16 protein-coding genes are annotated in these 16,360 nt (G+C 59.8%); 1 reads left to right on the top strand and 15 read right to left on the bottom strand.

Features of this window, described 5'->3' with window-relative positions:
* Positions 1 to 64: 64 nt before the first annotated feature.
* The 5 genes from ACTQXI_RS03940 to ACTQXI_RS03920 all read right to left on the bottom strand — a co-directional run bounded on the left by ACTQXI_RS03940 (position 65) and on the right by ACTQXI_RS03920 (position 6,848).
* Positions 65 to 997, bottom strand: a complete 933-nt coding sequence (locus ACTQXI_RS03940; RefSeq protein ID WP_427717343.1) for a 1-phosphofructokinase family hexose kinase — start codon at positions 995 to 997, stop codon at positions 65 to 67.
* A 227-nt stretch (positions 998 to 1,224) separates the two neighbouring features.
* Positions 1,225 to 2,157 carry a 1-phosphofructokinase family hexose kinase gene (locus ACTQXI_RS03935; protein ID WP_441548355.1) on the bottom strand — a complete coding sequence of 311 codons (933 nt, stop codon included), beginning with the start codon at positions 2,155 to 2,157 and terminating at the stop codon, positions 1,225 to 1,227.
* A gap of 74 nt (positions 2,158 to 2,231) precedes the next feature.
* On the bottom strand, positions 2,232 to 3,935 hold the full coding sequence (gene ptsP, locus ACTQXI_RS03930) for a phosphoenolpyruvate--protein phosphotransferase (RefSeq protein ID WP_441548354.1): 1,704 nt from the start codon (positions 3,933 to 3,935) through the stop codon (positions 2,232 to 2,234).
* 133 nt (positions 3,936 to 4,068) lie between these two features.
* Entirely contained in the window at positions 4,069 to 4,332 is a 264-nt protein-coding gene (locus ACTQXI_RS03925; RefSeq protein ID WP_022094575.1) for an HPr family phosphocarrier protein, read from the bottom strand.
* Between the two features lie 506 nt (positions 4,333 to 4,838).
* Positions 4,839 to 6,848 (bottom strand): fructose-specific PTS transporter subunit EIIC, encoded by a 2,010-nt coding sequence (locus tag ACTQXI_RS03920; RefSeq protein WP_441048795.1) that lies wholly within the window; start codon positions 6,846 to 6,848, stop codon positions 4,839 to 4,841.
* A gap of 271 nt (positions 6,849 to 7,119) precedes the next feature.
* Between ACTQXI_RS03920 and ACTQXI_RS03915 the strand changes: the two genes are divergently transcribed.
* Entirely contained in the window at positions 7,120 to 7,977 is an 858-nt protein-coding gene (locus ACTQXI_RS03915; protein ID WP_427717331.1) for a MurR/RpiR family transcriptional regulator, read from the top strand.
* A gap of 220 nt (positions 7,978 to 8,197) precedes the next feature.
* On the opposite strand, the gene ACTQXI_RS03910 is transcribed toward ACTQXI_RS03915, so the two are convergent.
* The 10 genes from ACTQXI_RS03910 to ACTQXI_RS03865 all read right to left on the bottom strand — a co-directional run bounded on the left by ACTQXI_RS03910 (position 8,198) and on the right by ACTQXI_RS03865 (position 16,354).
* Positions 8,198 to 9,826 (bottom strand): DNA repair protein RecN, encoded by a 1,629-nt coding sequence (locus ACTQXI_RS03910; RefSeq protein ID WP_441048797.1) that lies wholly within the window; start codon positions 9,824 to 9,826, stop codon positions 8,198 to 8,200.
* Positions 9,816 to 10,676 (bottom strand): NAD(+)/NADH kinase, encoded by an 861-nt coding sequence (locus ACTQXI_RS03905; protein WP_427728169.1) that lies wholly within the window; start codon positions 10,674 to 10,676, stop codon positions 9,816 to 9,818. Before ACTQXI_RS03905 ends, ACTQXI_RS03910 begins: the two co-directional genes overlap by 11 nt.
* On the bottom strand, positions 10,673 to 11,476 hold the full coding sequence (locus tag ACTQXI_RS03900) for a TlyA family RNA methyltransferase (protein ID WP_441048836.1): 804 nt from the start codon (positions 11,474 to 11,476) through the stop codon (positions 10,673 to 10,675). The genes ACTQXI_RS03905 and ACTQXI_RS03900 overlap by 4 nt, the downstream gene beginning before the upstream one ends.
* Positions 11,477 to 11,484: 8 nt before the next feature.
* Complete coding sequence (locus ACTQXI_RS03895; protein WP_154515533.1) at positions 11,485 to 11,751, bottom strand: exodeoxyribonuclease VII small subunit; 267 nt, start codon at positions 11,749 to 11,751, stop codon at positions 11,485 to 11,487.
* A gap of 2 nt (positions 11,752 to 11,753) precedes the next feature.
* On the bottom strand, positions 11,754 to 12,338 hold the full coding sequence (gene nusB / locus ACTQXI_RS03890) for a transcription antitermination factor NusB (RefSeq protein ID WP_441048798.1): 585 nt from the start codon (positions 12,336 to 12,338) through the stop codon (positions 11,754 to 11,756).
* A 3-nt stretch (positions 12,339 to 12,341) separates the two neighbouring features.
* Entirely contained in the window at positions 12,342 to 12,704 is a 363-nt protein-coding gene (locus tag ACTQXI_RS03885) for an Asp23/Gls24 family envelope stress response protein (protein WP_427717319.1), read from the bottom strand.
* A gap of 24 nt (positions 12,705 to 12,728) precedes the next feature.
* Entirely contained in the window at positions 12,729 to 13,292 is a 564-nt protein-coding gene (efp, locus tag ACTQXI_RS03880; RefSeq protein ID WP_154515524.1) for an elongation factor P, read from the bottom strand.
* 159 nt (positions 13,293 to 13,451) lie between these two features.
* Positions 13,452 to 14,582, bottom strand: a complete 1,131-nt coding sequence (locus ACTQXI_RS03875; protein ID WP_441048799.1) for a M24 family metallopeptidase — start codon at positions 14,580 to 14,582, stop codon at positions 13,452 to 13,454.
* Positions 14,583 to 14,714: 132 nt separating this feature from the next.
* A complete protein-coding gene (locus ACTQXI_RS03870) occupies positions 14,715 to 15,824 on the bottom strand; it encodes a hypothetical protein (protein ID WP_441548353.1) in 1,110 nt (369 codons plus the stop codon).
* Entirely contained in the window at positions 15,821 to 16,354 is a 534-nt protein-coding gene (locus tag ACTQXI_RS03865) for a shikimate kinase (protein ID WP_154515515.1), read from the bottom strand. Before ACTQXI_RS03865 ends, ACTQXI_RS03870 begins: the two co-directional genes overlap by 4 nt.
* Between the last annotated feature and the right edge of the window lie 6 nt (positions 16,355 to 16,360).

Genomic DNA, 16,360 nt, shown 5'->3' with positions numbered 1-16,360 from the left:
AACAGATAAAAACACCCGCCTCGGAGATCCAAAGCGGGTGTTCGGCAACGATGTGTCTAAACGGTTAGCAGACCTGGCGAACGTCGATGTGCTTCTTATATTCGTCCACCTTGGCAAAATCGCCCAAACCAGGGCACTCGACCACGTTGGCACCGGTTGCCATCGAGAGGCGCAGGGCGTCCTCGACGCACTCGGGGGCATCGTGCCACACGGACAGGAAGGCGGCAAGCGAGGAATCGCCGGCGCAGACCGTCGAGAGCAGCTTGACCTCAAAGGTACGTTTGGCAAACCAAATGTGCTCACCGTTGGAGAAGTACGCGCCGTCGCCACCAAGGGTCAGCAGCACATTCTTAGCGCCCTTGGCGTGCAGCTCAGCCATAGCGCACTTAACGGACTCGTCGTCGCCACCGCTCACCTTAATGCCAAAGATGTCGAGCAGCTCGTCGTCGTTGGGCTTAATGAGCAACGGCTCCATGGCAATGAGATCGGCCAGCTGATGGCTCGAAATATCGAGCACGAACTCGGCACCCTTTGCCTTAACACGGCGAAGAACCTCGGCCAGGAAACCCTCGGAGGTGTTGGGGGGCAGCGAGCCGCTAATGACCAGGCAGGTCATGTCGTCGAGCGAATCGATGAGCTCAAACATCTCCTGCTCGTTGGCAGCATTGATGGCAGCGCCTGCATTGACCATGTTGTACTCGGTATCGGGACCGGCGTTGAGGAAAACGTTGACGCGCGTGATGCCGTCAGTCCACACGGGCTTGACGGGCACACCCAGGGCCTCGGCGCCCTTGACGATATACTCGCCTGAGAAGCCGGCAAAAAAGCCCAGGATCGTGGTGTCGACACCGTAGTGATCGAGGGTGAACGAGACGTTGAGACCCTTGCCATTGGGCGTATAGACCGCGTTGCGCGTGCGGGTGACGGTGTTGGCGGAAAGTCCGTCGCAGGAAATGTTGTAATCAATGGCGGGATTTGCAGTGAGCGTGTAAATCATGAATGTTCCTTTCACAAAGCAACGTGATAATGAAAGTATATTCCACACCTTGTGAAAAGACCATAGCAACTCGGCGAACGGTGTAGAACGCGTGCAGGTCGCCAGAAAAGCAGCAAGGCGGGGCAAAAAAATCATGAGTGCTTGCCCTGAAGCTCATTTGCAATTTACAAATAAGCGCCCCGGCTTAAACCGGGGCGCCATATAGCCACGAATATGTAGCGTTTCGCTTACTTGCGATCGAGCTTGCGGACAGCAACGCGCTTACTATACTCATCGACGTGACCGAAGTCGCCGATGCCCACGGACTCGGCAACGTTGGCGCCGGTGGCCATAGCGAGCTTCATGGCCTCCTCGACGTTATCGCGATCCCTGTACCACTTGTGCAGGAACGCAGCGAGCGTGCAGTCGCCGGCGCAGACGGAAGAGACCAGCTTGATGTTGAACTCACGCTTAGCGTACCAGATGTCCTCGCCGTTGGAGAAGTAAGCGTCGCCGCGGCTACCACGGGTGAGCAGCACGTTCTGGACGCCGGCATCGTGAGCCATCTTCATAGCAACGCGGACCTCGTCGTCGGTGTCGACCGGCACGCCAAAGATGGCCTTCATCTCGTGATGGTTCGGCTTGATGAGCAGCGGCTTCTTGTGAGCGAGCTCCTTGAGCTTGTCGGAAGACAGGTCCAGGACGACGTCGGCGCCACGAGCCTGAGCGTGATCCATGACCTGAGCCAGGAAGTCGGGCGTAGCTTTGGGAGGCACGGAGCCGGAGACGATCAGGCACTCAAGATCGCCCGCGGTGTCCAGGATGTTGTAGAGCTCCTTCTGGTGCTCCGGCGTAATCGGGGCGCCGGGGTTAAGGATGCCGTACTCGTGCTGGCCATCGTTGACATAGGTGTTGATACGCGTAATGCCGTCGGTCCAAACCGGGCGGCACAGGCAACCCAGGTTCATGACCTCCTCGACGATGAACTTGCCCGTGAAGCCGGCGAAGAAGCCAAGCGCGACGGTGTCGACGCCCATCTTCTTAAAGGCGAAGGACACGTCGAGGCCCTTGCCGTTAGCCGTGTAGCTGGCCGAGCCGGTGCGGACGTTCTCGTCGGGCTTGAGCGGAGAGCTCGAAACCGTCATGTCGACAGCCGGGTTAGCGGTTAGCGTGTAGAACATTTACAGTACCCCCTGTATATTTGAGGGCCGCGCGGCCAGCCCATTCCAACCACGCGGTTACCTCTGATACCAAATTAGCGAGCGGCAGCCTCAAGCAGCGCCTTGACCTCTTCGGCAGTGTTGCAGGCGAGCGCCTTCTCGGCGAGATCGTCGCACTCGGCCTTGGTCCACTGGCTGATGGTCTTGCGGGCGCGCAGGATAGACGGAGCGCTCATCGAGAACTCCTCGAGGCCCCAGCTGATCAGCAGCGGCTCAAGCAGCGGATCGGCAGCGGCCTCGCCGCACATACCGACCATGATGCCAGCCTTGACGCCGCTCTCGATGATGTTCTTGAGCGAGCGAAGCACGGCGGGATAGTACACCTGGTACAGGTTAGAAATGGTGTCGTTACCACGGTCGGCACACATGGTGTAGCCGATCAGGTCGTTGGTGCCGATCGAGAAGAAGTCGGCGACCTCGGCCAGGCGGTCAGCGATCAGCGATGCGGCAGGCGTCTCGACCATAATGCCGACCTCGATGTTCTCGTTGAACTTGCGGCCCTCTTCGGTCAGCTCGGACTTGCACTCCTCGACGAGCTCCTTAACGGCCAAGACCTCCTCGACGCAAGTGACGAGCGGGATCATGATCTTGACATCACCGAAGGCGCTGGCGCGCAGCAGAGCGCGGAGCTGTACCTTGTACTGGTCGGGGTTGGCCAGGCAGTAACGCACGGCACGGAAGCCCATGAAGGGGTTCTCTTCCTTGACCATGTGCAGGTACGGGATCTCTTTGTCGCCACCCACGTCGAGCGTGCGGATGATGACCGGAGCGCCATTGAGCGCGCTGGCAACCTTGCGATAGGCGTTGAACTGCTCCTCCTCGGAAGGAAGCTCGGCGGAATCCATGAACAGGAACTCGGAGCGGAACAGGCCAATGGCCTCGGCGTCGTGATCGAGCGCGTTGGGCACGTCATCGGGGTTACCGATATTGCAGGCAATGATCTTCTTGATGCCATCGGCAGTCACGGACGGCTTGCCACGGAAAGCCTCGAGGGCTGCCTTCTCGGCAGCGAAAGCCTCGGCCTTGGCGGTGTAGGCGGCGAGCGTCTCCTCGTCGGGATCGGCCTCGACGATACCCTTGCCACCGTCGACGACAACGGTCATGCCGTTGCGCAGCGCGGTGCAGCTGTTGGCAACCGAAAGGACAGCCGGAATCTCGAGGGCGCGGGCGATGATCGCGGAGTGCGACGTGCGGCCACCGGTCTCGGTGACGATACCGGCAACGTGGGCCTTATCGATCGTGGCGGTCATGGACGGCGTAAGGTCGTGCACGACAACGACAGTGTTTTCGGGCAGGACGGAGAGATCGACGACCTCCTTGCCCAAAAGCTCGGCCAGAATACCGGTGCGGATGTCGGCGATGTCTGCCGCGCGCAGGCGGAACATCTCATCGTCCATGGACAGGAACATGTTCTCAAACATGGTCGAGGTGTCCATGAGCGCCTGCTCGGCGCAGGTGCCGCCGTCAATGGCGGCGTTGATGGCGTCGGTCATGCCCGGGTCCTGAGCCAGGACAATGTGTCCGCTCATGATCTCGGCCTCGGCCTCGCCCACCGTCTCCTTCATGTGGTCGGCCTGAGCCTGGGTCTTCTCGCAGAAGACCGAAAGGGCGGTCTGATAGCGCTCCTTCTCTGCTGCCGAATCAGCAACCTCGTGCGGCTCAAACCTCAAGTCGGGTTCGACGGCAACCATGACGGTGCCGATACCGATGCCCTCGGAAGCGTTGACTCCCTGATACATTCCTATTCCTCTCTCCGTGTCATGTGATAAAGCGTTTTGCCATATCCATGACAAAAGAGCGCAGTTCCCTTTAAACAGGTCACTGCGCCCCCAAATATGAACTTAGTTGTTCAACATGCGACCCGTTTGAGTTCTACTCGCCAAGACCGCTCTTGATGAGCTCGATGGCAGCAGCCAGAGCCTCGGCCTCGTCAGCGCCGTCGCACTTGACCTCGACCTCGGTACCGCAGGGGATGCCGGCAGCCATGAGGGCCATCGGGGACTTGCCGTTGACCTCCTTCTCGGGGGTGACGACCGTCACGTCGCAGGCGTACTTGCCCATGGTGGAGGCGAAGAGACCAGCCGGACGCATGTGAAGACCCTGAGGATTAACGAGGGTAGCCTTCTCAGAAACCATAATTGACTCCTTTTTTGTGTTTAACCCCTATCAGCAATGCGACAGGAGCCATATTCACGACGTTGATTATATTAACTCACATCAAACGGTTTTTCATTATGTTTCGCACGAATTGTTGGACAGATGTCGTTCCTGCACGCTCGCCTGCCGGGCGGGGCGGTTAAGTTTGCTGCTCTACAGTCCTGCGCAAGACGGAAAGCACATTAAGTGCTTTCCTTTGCGTGCGGAACTCGCGACAAACTTAACCGCCCCGTCCGGCAGGCGAGCTGCGGAAACTCGGTCGGTCCAGAGCAATATCGTGCGAACGAAATTTTGGCTGATAATTTGTTCGCCTGGTTGATCTGGTTGATGGGGCTATCTATGCCCTCTTGTGAACTGAGGAATATGCCGAACTGTCGGCAGGAAGGAAATGTCCCTCAGTACCGGGTTACTTGAAAAAAGGCGGGGACCCCTGATGGAGTCTCCGCCTTATATACAGGGGGCGATGTTATTCGCAAGCTGCGGGATTAGACCAGACGGGCATTGATCGTCTTAGCGATCTCGGCAGCGTCGGTGGAACCCTTAACGGTGGCACGGAAGCCCTCGTCCATGAGCGCCTCGGCGACCTTGGACAGGATCTTGAGGTGCGTGGTGCCGGCCTGGGCACCGGGGATGAGCAGGGCAATAGCCACGTTGACAGGAGCGCCGTCCATGGTGTCCCAACCGGTCACGCCAGAGTCGTCCTTGACGACGATGACGGCGGCCTCGGTAATGGCATCAGACTTGGCATGCGGAATAGCGAAGCCCTCCATCATGCCCGTGGTGCCCTCGGCCTCGCGGGCCAGGAAGGCGTTCATTACGGCGTCGGCGTCGTCAGCGATACCGGCCTTGACAGCCTGGTTGGAGACAAAGCTCAGGGCCTCGTCACGAGAAGCAAAATCCTCGGCGACAAAAACGTTCTCGACCTTCACGAAGTCGGAAGCCTCAGCCTTGGGGGCCTCGACGGCAGCGGCCTTGGGAGCCTCGACCGGCTTAGCGGCAGCGGCGGGAGCGGCCTTCTGATTCTTCTCGAAGTCATACTTCTTGAAAGCAACGAACAGGATGCCACCGACCACGGCGCCGATGAGGATCGCGAGGACCCACAGCGGACCGTTCTCGACAACGGGCAGGACCAGGAAACCACCGTGAGGCGCCGGATCGTGGACGTTGAACATAATGGTCAGAATCGAGGCGATGGAGGAACCGAGCATCATGATGGGCATGACGGGCCAGATGTTCTTGGTCATGAACGGAATGGCGCCCTCGGTGATGTGGGTGCAACCAAGGATGAGGTTGACGATACCGGCGTCATGATCCTCCTGGCTGAAGTACTTCTTGCCGACGATAACGGCGAAGGTGGTGATCAGCGGCGGAACGATGCAGGCGGCGGAGACGGCAGCCATGAAGTTGGTGCCGAAGTTATAGGTGTCGGTGCCGACACCGGCAGCCAGGGCCTCGGTGAGCATAGCGGTACCGGTGACGTAAGCAGCCTTGTTGACCGGGCCGCCCATATCAAAGGCGCACATGCAGCCAATGGCAAGACCCAGGACAACAGCGCCAGAGGCAGACAGACCCTTGAGGAAGTCCATCATGGCGGTGTTAATGGCAGCCATGGGGCCGGAGATGCCGAGCATGACCAGACCGACGATGGCGGTCGAGAACAGCGGGTACAGGAAGATAGCCTTGAGGCCGTCCAGGTTCTTGGGCAGCTTGGCAAAAACCTTCTCGAGCAGCAGGATGACATAGCCAGAGAGGAAGCCGCCGACGATGCCGCCCAGGAAGCCGAAGCCCACGCCGGCACCGCCGGCATCGATCATGCCGGTCTCGGCATTAACGGGCAGGCCCTGGATGGCGATCATACCGGCGACAAAGCCGGGAACGAGCGCCGGGCGCTTGCCGATGGACTCGGCGATATAGGCGGAAAGCACGGGAACCATGAGGTTCATGGCGATGCCGCCGATGATCTTGAGCATAGCGGCAAAGCTGTTGTAGTCGGCAGCCGTCGAGTCGAAGGACGTGATGCCCCACAGGAACGAAACGGCGGTCAGAACACCACCGGCAACGACGAAGACCAGCATGTGGCTGACGCCGTTCATGAGGTGCTTATAGATGATGTGACCGATGGACTCCTTCTCCTCGACCTCATCCTCGACATCGGCAGCAGCCGCAACCGTGTCGTCGCCCTTGGCGGCGAGAGCACGGTCAATCAGCTTGCCGGCAGCCTCGACGGACAGGGCCTTGGAAACACCGACGGAAACCATGGGCTTACCGGCGAAACGCTCCGCCTGGACATCCTTATCGGCTGCGACGACGACGGCCTTGGCACCGGCGATCTCACCCTTCGTGAGTTCGTTCTCGACACCGACCTGGCCATGGGTCTCGACCTTAATGGTCAGACCGCGCTCGGCAGCTGCCTTCTCCAGCGCCTCCTTCGCCATGAAGGTGTGCGCGATGCCGGTCGGGCAACCGGTGGCGGCGATGATGTCAAACTTAGCCATGTGTCCCTCCTTCTTGAGTACTGCGCCCGCGGGCGCTCCCCTACACGCGCTACGGTGCGCGTTTTTCCACACCTGAAAGATACCAAGCCACCGCTTATATGAGAAGCAATCCAGCCTATTTCTCCGGTGAAAGGTTCTTTCACAACCGTAAACGGTCGATGAAAGTTTACCATCAACTATTGAAACAGCAAGGTGTATCTTGTAATTGATTTCCCCGTATACTAGGGCGGCACACAACAAGACAGGTTTTAACGCCAACCAGGAGTCATCCATGTCCTATAGCAGCAAGAGCGCACTCTCCCTTATTAGCACGCACAAGGGATACAGCGAGTCCGAGCAACGCATTGTCGACTATATCCTAGAGCACCAGTCCGAGGCACCGCTCCTAACAGCCGCGCAACTCTCGCGCGCCGCCGCAACCTCCGAGGCCACCGTCTCGCGCTTCTGCCGCAAGCTGGGCTTTGGAAGCTTTCGCAGCTTTCAGTTTTCGCTGGCGCGCGATCTGGAGAGTCAGCGCAACGAGGGCCTGACAGACGAGGTCTCGCTCGATAATATGGAGCAGAGCCTCAAAAACATCCTCGCCGCAAAGGTCAGTGAACTCAATGCGACCATCGATGGCATTGATCACGATACACTGGCAGCCGTCGTGCACGCGTTTAAGAACGCAGGGGCTATCGAGTTTGCAGCCGTAGGTAATACCAACGCCGTTGCGCTCGACGCGACGTTTAAGTTTTCGCAACTGGGCCTTCGCTGTATGTCAAGCACCATCAGCGAGACATCAATCGGCTTTGCGCTCACGTTGCGCCCCGGCGACGTTATCGTGCTGATCTCGAACTCTGGCAAGTCGCGTCGACTGAATCGCATGGCAAAAGCGGCTCGAGGCTGTGGTGCCACCGTTGTCGTCATCAGCAGCGACAGCAAGTCTCCGCTTGCTCGCCTAGCCGACTACACCTTTAATACCGTGAACCACGAGGCGCTGCTCACCACGGGCGACTTTGCGTTCTCCAAGATCAGCGCCACGATGATCATCGAGGTTATCTACAACTTCCTGCTGCCCGAAATCGAGGACGCCCGAGAGCACATCAGCTACTACGAGGAGCTTATCCAGCCGGATAAGGTCGTGGAATAGATATTTTGGCGAGCCGACAAACGCCACTCGCCACGAAACCGGCCCATCTACTACGTTTTATCAGTATGGCCCAACCACATACCGAAAATAGAAAAACCGCAGGCGTTCTACCTGCGGTTTTCTTTTTGCAATTCAAGGCGTGGTTGCCGATAGCCTATTAAACGTAGTAGATGGTCCGGTTTCGTGGCGGCCGGGTCGAACATACATGTAACGGCTCGGCCTAAGCACGCGCTTCCTCGAGCATCTGCTTAGCGTGCGCCAAGCTTGCCTCCGATTGATCGCCGCTCAGCATGCGGGCGATCTCTGCGGTACGGGCGTCCCCGGCCACCTCATCCAGATGGGTTTGGGGAACGTCGCCGGGCTCTTTGCTCACCACGTAATGTTTGTCGGCCATGACGGCGACCTGTGCCAGGTGCGTTACGACAATCACCTGATGCGTTGCGGCAAGATCTGCCAGAACGCTCGCAAGGGCGCGTGCAGTAGAGCCGCCAACACCGGCATCGACCTCGTCGAACACCAACGTATCCACGCCGTCCGCGTTACCCAAAACAACCTTGCTCGCCAACATGACACGGCTCAGCTCGCCACCGGACGCAATGCGGCGCAGGGGGCGCGGCGTCAATCCGGCACCGCTACGATACAAAAGCTCGTAGCTCGAAGGACCCGCCGGCGTCCACTCGGCGCGCGGAAGATCGCGCGAGTCCCAAACGAGCTCGGCGCCGCCCATCTCCAGGCGCGCCATCTGACGGCCAACCTCGTGGCAAAAGCGCGGGGCTGCCGTATTGCGCGCACGCTTAAGTGCCTTGGCGGCAGCGAACAGTTCGCGCTCCGCCGCGCCAAGCGCCTCGCGCGCCTTCTTGATCTGCTCATCACCATCGTCTACCAGCGACAACAGCTCTCGGGAGCTATCGCGCATAGCAAACACGTCGTCCATGGTGGGACCCCACTGACGCAAAAGTCCCTTAAGGTCGGAATACCGCTCGCGCATACGAGCCAGCTCGCACGGGTCGAAGGCGACCCCATCTCGATAGGCACGCAGCTCGTTGGCACAATCCTCGAGCGAGATGCAGGCATCCGAAAGCTCATCGGCGATATCACCCAACTTGCGATCGACAGTAGCCATGCGTGAAAGCTCCGCCACGGCGCTGTTCACGGCATCGAGTGCTCCCCCTTCGGCAGCAAGCGACGCATGGGCATCGTTGGCCGTTGCCACCAGCACCTCGGCATGCTCGGAGCGCGGCAGCAGCTCCTCGAGCTCCTCATACTCACCCGGCTTGGGGTCGACCTCGGCGATACGCTCCAGAGCGAAACGCGCTTCCTCGACACGACTCCCCTGCGCGCGTGAGGCCTCTTCGACGCGACGGACCTCTTTGGCAGCCGCGCGCGATGCCTTAAGGCAAGCACGATAGCGATCGAGCGCCTCGAGCGCCGGGCGCCCCGCCCATGCATCGACCATGGCAACATGATGCGCAGGGTCGAGCAGGCGCTGGTGCTCGTGCTGGCCGCAAAGATCCATCATCACGCCGACGCGCTCCGAAAGCTCACGCACGCTGGCGATGCGGCCGTCAATTTTTACGCGGCTACGGCCCTCGGCAGAAAGGCTGCGCTGCGCGGTGAAGCCCTCCGTGTCGTGCGGACCGTCAAACAGGCGCGCCTCGACGTTGGCAAGCGTCTCGCCCTCGCGCACCGTCGACGAATCCGCGCGCTCGCCCAGAATGAGTTTAAGCGCCGAGAGCAACGCAGTCTTACCGGCGCCGGTTTCTCCGGTCAGAACCGTTAAGCCCGCGCTCGGAACCAACGTCGCCTCGCGAATGAGGGCAATGTTGGAAACCTGCAGCTCATCGATCATGACGCACTCCGTAGAACACGCGGCTCACCGAGTTATAGAAGCTCTCGGGGCCGTAATCCAGCAGCAGAACATCGCCGGGACCGCGACGCACGGCCACGCTCTCGACCGTGCCATCGCAGGTAATAAACTGTCCATCGATGGCGATCGCAGGCACGCTCGGGCGGTCATCGGACATAAAAATCTCGACGACATCGCTTGGCGAGGTCAAAAAGGCGCGAGCCTGAATGGTATGTGGGGCGATGGGCACGCAAACCATGCCCGTGTAATCGGGACTGACGATGGGGCCGCCGGCGGAAAGCGCGTAGCCGGTGGAACCGGTCGCTGTCGAAACGACGACGCCGTCACCGCGCAGGCGGTCGATATGATGGCCGGACACCGTGATGTCGAACTCAACCATATCGGACAGGGGCCCGCGCGTAAGCGCCATATCGTTAAGGGCAAACGTGCGCACGACATCCTTCGTGCCATCTTCGCGCACCGAAACGATATCCGCGGCGAGGGTGGCGCGGCGACTCACATGGAGCTCACCGGAAAGGGCATCGCTCACGACCTGCAAAATATCGCGATCCTCGGGGCTCGCAGCCGTCAAAAAACCCAAATGACCATAGGAAAGGCCCAGAATGGGGATCTCGCGGTAGTTGAGAATGCGGGCGGCACGCAACAGCGTGCCGTCGCCGCCGAGCGTAATGACCAGGTCGGCATCGTCAACATCGGGCGCACGCTGGATCTTGGAACGCTGATCGGCAGCCCATGCGACCTCGTAGCCCTGGCGCGAAAGCCAAAGCTCGAGCATTAGGCCGCTCTCGACCGCCTCTTGCTTGTAGTAATTGGGAACCAGAAAGACCTTCATAGCGTTGCAGCTTTCTCGCTCAAAGCCGTTACCTGTGATTGCAGCTCATCGTCGGCACGCTCGCCAGAGGCAAACCTCGTGCCGTACAGGAAAAATTCGACGTTGCCCTTGGCGCCATGGATGGGTGACACGCACACGTCGAGCGGGAACAGGCCCTTGGCGGCAAAGAGCTCAATCGCCGCCACAAGCGTATCGCGGCGGACGGAGGGGTCGGTCACGATACCGCCCTCGCCCACCAGCGCAGCCGGCGCCTCAAACTGCGGCTTTACGAGCGTGCAGAACGAACCCGAAGGCTTCAGGCACGCCAACACGGCGTCGATGATATGCGCGATACTCGTAAACGACACATCGCAGACAGCCAAGTCGATAGCGCCGCCGTAGCCAAGCTCGGGCAGTTGTGTCACGTTGGTGCGCTCATGGAGCCTCACGCGCTCGTCTTGGCGCAGCGACCAATCAAACTGAGCGCGACCCACATCGACCGAAACGACCGTTGCGGCGCCACGCTTGAGCAGGCAATCGGTAAAGCCGCCCGTGGAGCAACCCACATCGAGGCAAGCAAGTCCCAGGGGATCGATCCCAAACGCATCGAGCGCGCCCTCGAGCTTGAGCCCGCCGCGCCCCACGTAGGGAATACGGCCCTTCACGTGCAGGGGCAGACCGGGCGTCACCTTAAGGCCCGGCGAGGTCAAACGCTCGCCGCCACTCGAGACCAAGCCGGCCATAAGAGTGCGAAGGGCATCCGCGCGGTCGGCGCAGATGCCCTGTGAAATCAGTTCGTCATCGAGACGCACGCGTTTCATGAATGCCATCAACCATTCGTATCCGGAGACGCGGCCTGGCTATCCTGGGATTCGTTTGCCGCATCCTCATCGTATTCCTGCTCGAGCTTATCGGCCTCACGAGGCGTCAACTCAAACTTGTCGACCATATCGACCGCACGGGAGCCAAGTTCGATCGCCTCGTCAAACAAATCGAGCGAACGCTCCAAGGACGTATCCTTGGAGCGAACGGTAGCGATGATCTGGTCCAAGCGGTCCGAGATCTCGTCGAAGTTGCGGACGGAACCCTCTGGCATGGCTACTCCTCGACGGTACCGTTCTCGGCCTCGGCGACCTCGGCACCCTCGTCGAGAACGTCGGCCGCAGCCTGAGCGGCGGCAACCTTGGCGGCAGCCTCGGCGGCCTGGGCCTCCTCGCGGGCGCGGTCCTCGGCCAGCAGCTCCTGATACAGGTCCTCGCCCGGTAGCTCCTCGCTACGCGCGATCTTGCCCAGCACGCCGTTGACAAACGACGCGGACTGGTCGGTGCCATAGGCCTTGGCAAGCTCTACAGCCTCGTTGATCACGATGGCGTCCGAGACCTCCTCGTCGGTGAGGAAGCGCATCTCATAGACGGCGATACGCAGCAAATTGCGATCGGCGCCGGGCATGCGCATAAGATCCCAGTTCTTGGCGATGGAGCGCAGGGCGCAGTCGATGCGGTCGATATACTCGTAGGCACCGCGGCACAGCTCCAGAGCGTAGGGGTCGAGGGGACCCTTCGAGATCAGGAAATCGCCCTCGAGGACGCGCTCGAGCGGGCTGTCCGTCGCCTCGGCCTGGAACAGCAGCTGCAGCGCCTGACTGCGGGCAAGCGTACGCCCGCGATAAACCTTAAGGCTCAAAGGTTACTCCTTGGGGAAAACGAGGCCGTCGATGCAAACGTCAACGCGCTCGACCTCGACGCCTACCTGGGCATCGATAGCTGCGACCACGGCGGAGCGAACGGCCTCGGCGAGTTTCTTGAACGGATAGCCAAAGAACACCACGACGCGCACGGTGAGTGCGAGCTTGTCGCCGATGACCTCGGCCTCTACCGCCGGATCGGAAGCCGGGGACTTGGACGAAAACATCATGGAGACAAGGTTGGTGGCAAGGTCCTTGACGCCCACGGAGGCGATGCCCTCGACATCCGTGACGGCGCGCGAGACGATGGCGGTCAGAACATCGGGCGAAATACCGATGCCGTCAATCTTGATTTCCTGGGGCATGAGTCCTCCTAGAAGAGTTGGTTGCTAGACGCGGGAGACGAACTTGCCGTCGCGGGTGTCAACCTTGATGACCTCGCCCTCGTTGAGGTACATAGGGACCTGGATGACAGCACCGGTGTCGATGGTGGCCGGCTTGGTGGAACCCTGAACGGTGTCGCCCTTAAAGCCCGGGTCGGTCTGGACGATGGTGGTCTCGATGAACATCGGCGGGGTCACGCCCATGAGCTCGTCGTCGGCGAAGAGCAACTGGCAGGTGTCGTTCTCGCGCAGCCACTTGGAGTTCTCGCCCACCATGTCCTCGGGAACGGGAACCTGCTCGTAGGACTCGTTGTCCATGAAGATGTAGTCGGCGCCGTCGTTGTAGAGGTACTGGAACTCACGGGTGGTGAGCATGACGCTCTCGAACTTGGTACCGGCGTTGCAGGTGTTCTCGACGACACGACCGCTCTTGATATCGCGGGTCTTGTAGCGCACAAAAGCACCGCCCTTGCCCGGCTTGACGTGCTGGAACTCGACGATGGTGTAGACCTTGTCCTTAATGCGGAGACCGAGGCCGTTCTTGAAGTCGGCGGTAGAAATGGTAGGCATAGCGACCTTTCTTGTTATGGGTAGAACGCACAAGCGTCCAAATTACATACGAGCGAAATTATACACTTGCAGGCGGCGCCTGCGGCGAGCGCATAAAAAGAGAACGCGGGGCGCCCGAATCATTTCGGACGCCCCGCTTCCAAAATCGAACTGAATGTCTTAGCAGTCGATGACGTGCAAGTCGTGCGGGGTCTTAGTGAAGGGCTCATAGCCGTTCTCGGTGACAACACCGTAATCCTCCAAGCGCACGCCGCCCACGCCGGGCAGGTAGACGCCGGGCTCCATGGTGACAACCGAGCCGACCTCGATGATGTTCTTGCTGCGGTTGAAGTTGGGCAGCTCGTGGATGTCGATACCGACACCATGGCCCAGGCCATGGTTGTAGTAATCGCCATAACCGGCATCGCCGATGATCTTCTTGGAAAGCTTGAAGATATCGTTACCCTCGACGCCCGGATGGATAGCGGCGACGCACTCCTCGTGGGTGCGGCGCACGAGCTCGTACAGGTCGAGCTGTTCCTGCGTGGGCTCGCCCATCACGACGGTACGCGTCATATCGGAGCGATAGTCGCAGTAGCCCGCGCCATAATCCATGAGGACGAAATCGCCCTTCTCGATGACACGGTCGCTCGGGACGGCATGCGGGTTGGCGGTGTTGGGACCGCTCGCGACGATGGAGCCAAAGGCCAAGCTGTCGGCACCGTTGGCGAACATAAAGTTCTCGAGCTCGTTGCGAACCTGCTTCTCGGTCATACCGGGCTTAATAAAGCCGAGCATGTGCTGGAAGGCGGCATCGGTGATCGACTGCGCGTGTCGCATGAGCTCGATCTCCTCGGCGTCCTTGATGGCGCGCATCTTACGAATGTCGTCATGCATCAGCGGCAGCATGCAGGCGACGGAGCGATCCTCAAGACCACGCTGAATACCCTGGTAAAAGTTAATCTGCATGTCATCCTCGACGGCGCAGACACGACACTTGTTGGCCGCGATCTTGTCGGCAACCCAACCGGGGATGGTGCCCTCGTCCATGTCGTAGACCCAGGGGCTGCCGGCGGGCGTGTTCTCCTCAAAGCTGTTGAGATAGCGCGAGTCGGTATGGAACAGGCACTGATCGGCCGTAATAAATGCGGCGTGCGGAAACTCGAAGGTGTAATCGAAGACGCCCTTCACACCCGTGAGCCAACGGAGGTTGGCCTCATCGCGCACGACGATAGCATCGTAGCCGCGCTCGACCATCAGGGCACGGACACGCTCGATACGACCGGAAGGACCGGCAGCAAACTCAGACATTCAGATTCCTTTCTTATTGTCCTCAAAAAGAGCAGGACGGGCTTCAAACGAATAGCCGAACCACAAGCGATTCGCAACCGATTGAAAACCCGTCCCTCAAAATGATACGAAAGACGATGGATGTCAATAAAGTTAAAAAAGTTCCTTGCGAGAAGCCAGATACGCCTGCGCATGGCGTTCGAGAATCTCGTCCTCGACATTTGTCAGGCGAATGGCGCCGAGCGCCGCGGGCAGCGGCAGCATGCTGCGGTTTGAGCGGGCAAACTGCTGCTTGCGGAACTCCTCGATAAACGCGGTGGGCTCCAAGTCGAAGGCAAGCTCTTCGATGCCAAAGTCCTCCAGGCAATCGTCGAGATCAAACACATTGTCGATATCGAAGTCGCAGGCATCATGTGCTAGGCGCGCCTCAAAGCGCATACCCTCGGAAAGGAGCTGGTATGCGGGAACGTTATCCGCGGCCTCGCCCAGGCAGGCGCGAAGGGTGCGCTCCCCTGTCTTACCAAAATCGAGTGCATGGCGAGCACTGGGGTTCGTGGCCATGAGCACGTCTTTGCGCGCGGTCTGGGACCACTGCACAGCATTGACGAGCGCGACCTCCTCGCCGGAAAGAATCTCGGGAACAGTCTCGGTAAACTGATTCCAGCGGGACTTGCTGCTCGAAAGCATGGTGCCAACAAGCACCACATAGCCGAGCTTGAGATCCTCGGGGTCCGCCTCGCGAACAAGGTCGAGGTCACACACGACCAAGCCCGATTCGGGACGGAACGCGATAGCGGGAAGTGCATTCGACGACGAGGCGACGAGCGGCTTCATGGTCGTCGCGACCGTGAGCATGGCGTCGAACGTTGTCGGCAGCAAGGCGCACTCGGTGCGACCGCACCACTGGTTGGCGCACCAGCTAACAACCGAGCAGGTTGCGGCATCACCAACGGCGACAACCAGATCGTCGCAGGTAATGCCGTTGACAGATAGGGCGCCAAAGATTGCATCGGCATCGGCCAGCGTAGCACCAGCAGGCGAAATCTCGAGTGGGAGCTGCGACACGACAAAACCGGCATCAACCAGCGCATGCTCGACGACCTCGCCAAAACGCTCTGACGTGGCGTCGTTCCAAACCACCAACGCGCGCTTAGTCTTGCCCACAGCCGAGGCAAACATGCGCGACAGCTCCTCGAACGCGCCCAATCCGACGCGGACATCGACACTGCGGTTTTGGAAATTGATCAGTTGACGGCGAATCATAGCAGCCCACGCTCCAAAAGCATCTCGGCACAAAGGTAGGAAACGTCCTCGAAGGACTTGTTGCGAATATCAAGAGTAATATCGGCGGCCTGGCGATATAGCGGACGGCGATGCTCAAACAGGCGCGCGGCATGCTCGGGCGAACGGAAATCGGGACGCGTGTCGGACCGACGAATCTGGCGAATCGAATCCTCAAAGTCGCCTTCGAGATACACACAGATACCCATCTGGTGCATAAGCTCAATATTCACCGGAGTCTCGACGATACCTCCGCCGCAGGAAACCAGCAGGCTGCGCTCGCTTTGGAGCGAACGGAGCGCCGAGGTCTCGAGCTCGCGAAAACGTTCCTCCCCCTCGGTCTCAAAAATCTCGGTCACCGATTTACCGCAACGACGCACGACAAGGCGGTCGGTATCGATAAAGCGACGTTTGAACATAGTGCCCACGTTGCGCGCAAGCGTCGATTTGCCCGCGCCCAAAAAGCCGATAAAGAAGATATGGTCGCAGCCGTGTTTGGTGTGCTGGGACATAGCGAG

It is taken from the genome of Collinsella sp. LCP19S3_C9, from assembly GCF_052121575.1.
Classification (GTDB): Bacteria; Actinomycetota; Coriobacteriia; order Coriobacteriales; family Coriobacteriaceae; genus Collinsella.
Note: the sequence above shows the minus strand (reverse complement) of the source record. Positions and strands in the feature narration are given on the sequence as shown.

Excerpts from the sequence above, each read along its gene's own strand:
- ACTQXI_RS03865 (WP_154515515.1), bottom strand. The coding sequence starts at position 16,354 with ATGTCCCAGCACACCAAACACGGCTGCGACCATATCTTCTTTATCGGC.
- ACTQXI_RS03900 (WP_441048836.1), bottom strand. The coding sequence starts at position 11,476 with ATGAAACGCGTGCGTCTCGATGACGAACTGATTTCACAGGGCATCTGC.
- ACTQXI_RS03940 (WP_427717343.1), bottom strand. The coding sequence starts at position 997 with ATGATTTACACGCTCACTGCAAATCCCGCCATTGATTACAACATTTCC.
- efp (WP_154515524.1), bottom strand. The coding sequence starts at position 13,292 with ATGCCTACCATTTCTACCGCCGACTTCAAGAACGGCCTCGGTCTCCGC.
- ACTQXI_RS03925 (WP_022094575.1), bottom strand. The coding sequence starts at position 4,332 with ATGGTTTCTGAGAAGGCTACCCTCGTTAATCCTCAGGGTCTTCACATG.
- ACTQXI_RS03885 (WP_427717319.1), bottom strand. The coding sequence starts at position 12,704 with ATGCCCCAGGAAATCAAGATTGACGGCATCGGTATTTCGCCCGATGTT.
- ptsP (WP_441548354.1), bottom strand. The coding sequence starts at position 3,935 with ATGTATCAGGGAGTCAACGCTTCCGAGGGCATCGGTATCGGCACCGTC.
- ACTQXI_RS03920 (WP_441048795.1), bottom strand. The coding sequence starts at position 6,848 with ATGGCTAAGTTTGACATCATCGCCGCCACCGGTTGCCCGACCGGCATC.
- ACTQXI_RS03875 (WP_441048799.1), bottom strand. The coding sequence starts at position 14,582 with ATGTCTGAGTTTGCTGCCGGTCCTTCCGGTCGTATCGAGCGTGTCCGT.
- ACTQXI_RS03895 (WP_154515533.1), bottom strand. The coding sequence starts at position 11,751 with ATGCCAGAGGGTTCCGTCCGCAACTTCGACGAGATCTCGGACCGCTTG.
- ACTQXI_RS03905 (WP_427728169.1), bottom strand. The coding sequence starts at position 10,676 with ATGAAGGTCTTTCTGGTTCCCAATTACTACAAGCAAGAGGCGGTCGAG.
- ACTQXI_RS03910 (WP_441048797.1), bottom strand. The coding sequence starts at position 9,826 with ATGATCGATGAGCTGCAGGTTTCCAACATTGCCCTCATTCGCGAGGCG.
- ACTQXI_RS03870 (WP_441548353.1), bottom strand. The coding sequence starts at position 15,824 with ATGATTCGCCGTCAACTGATCAATTTCCAAAACCGCAGTGTCGATGTC.
- ACTQXI_RS03915 (WP_427717331.1), top strand. The coding sequence starts at position 7,120 with ATGTCCTATAGCAGCAAGAGCGCACTCTCCCTTATTAGCACGCACAAG.
- ACTQXI_RS03935 (WP_441548355.1), bottom strand. The coding sequence starts at position 2,157 with ATGTTCTACACGCTAACCGCTAACCCGGCTGTCGACATGACGGTTTCG.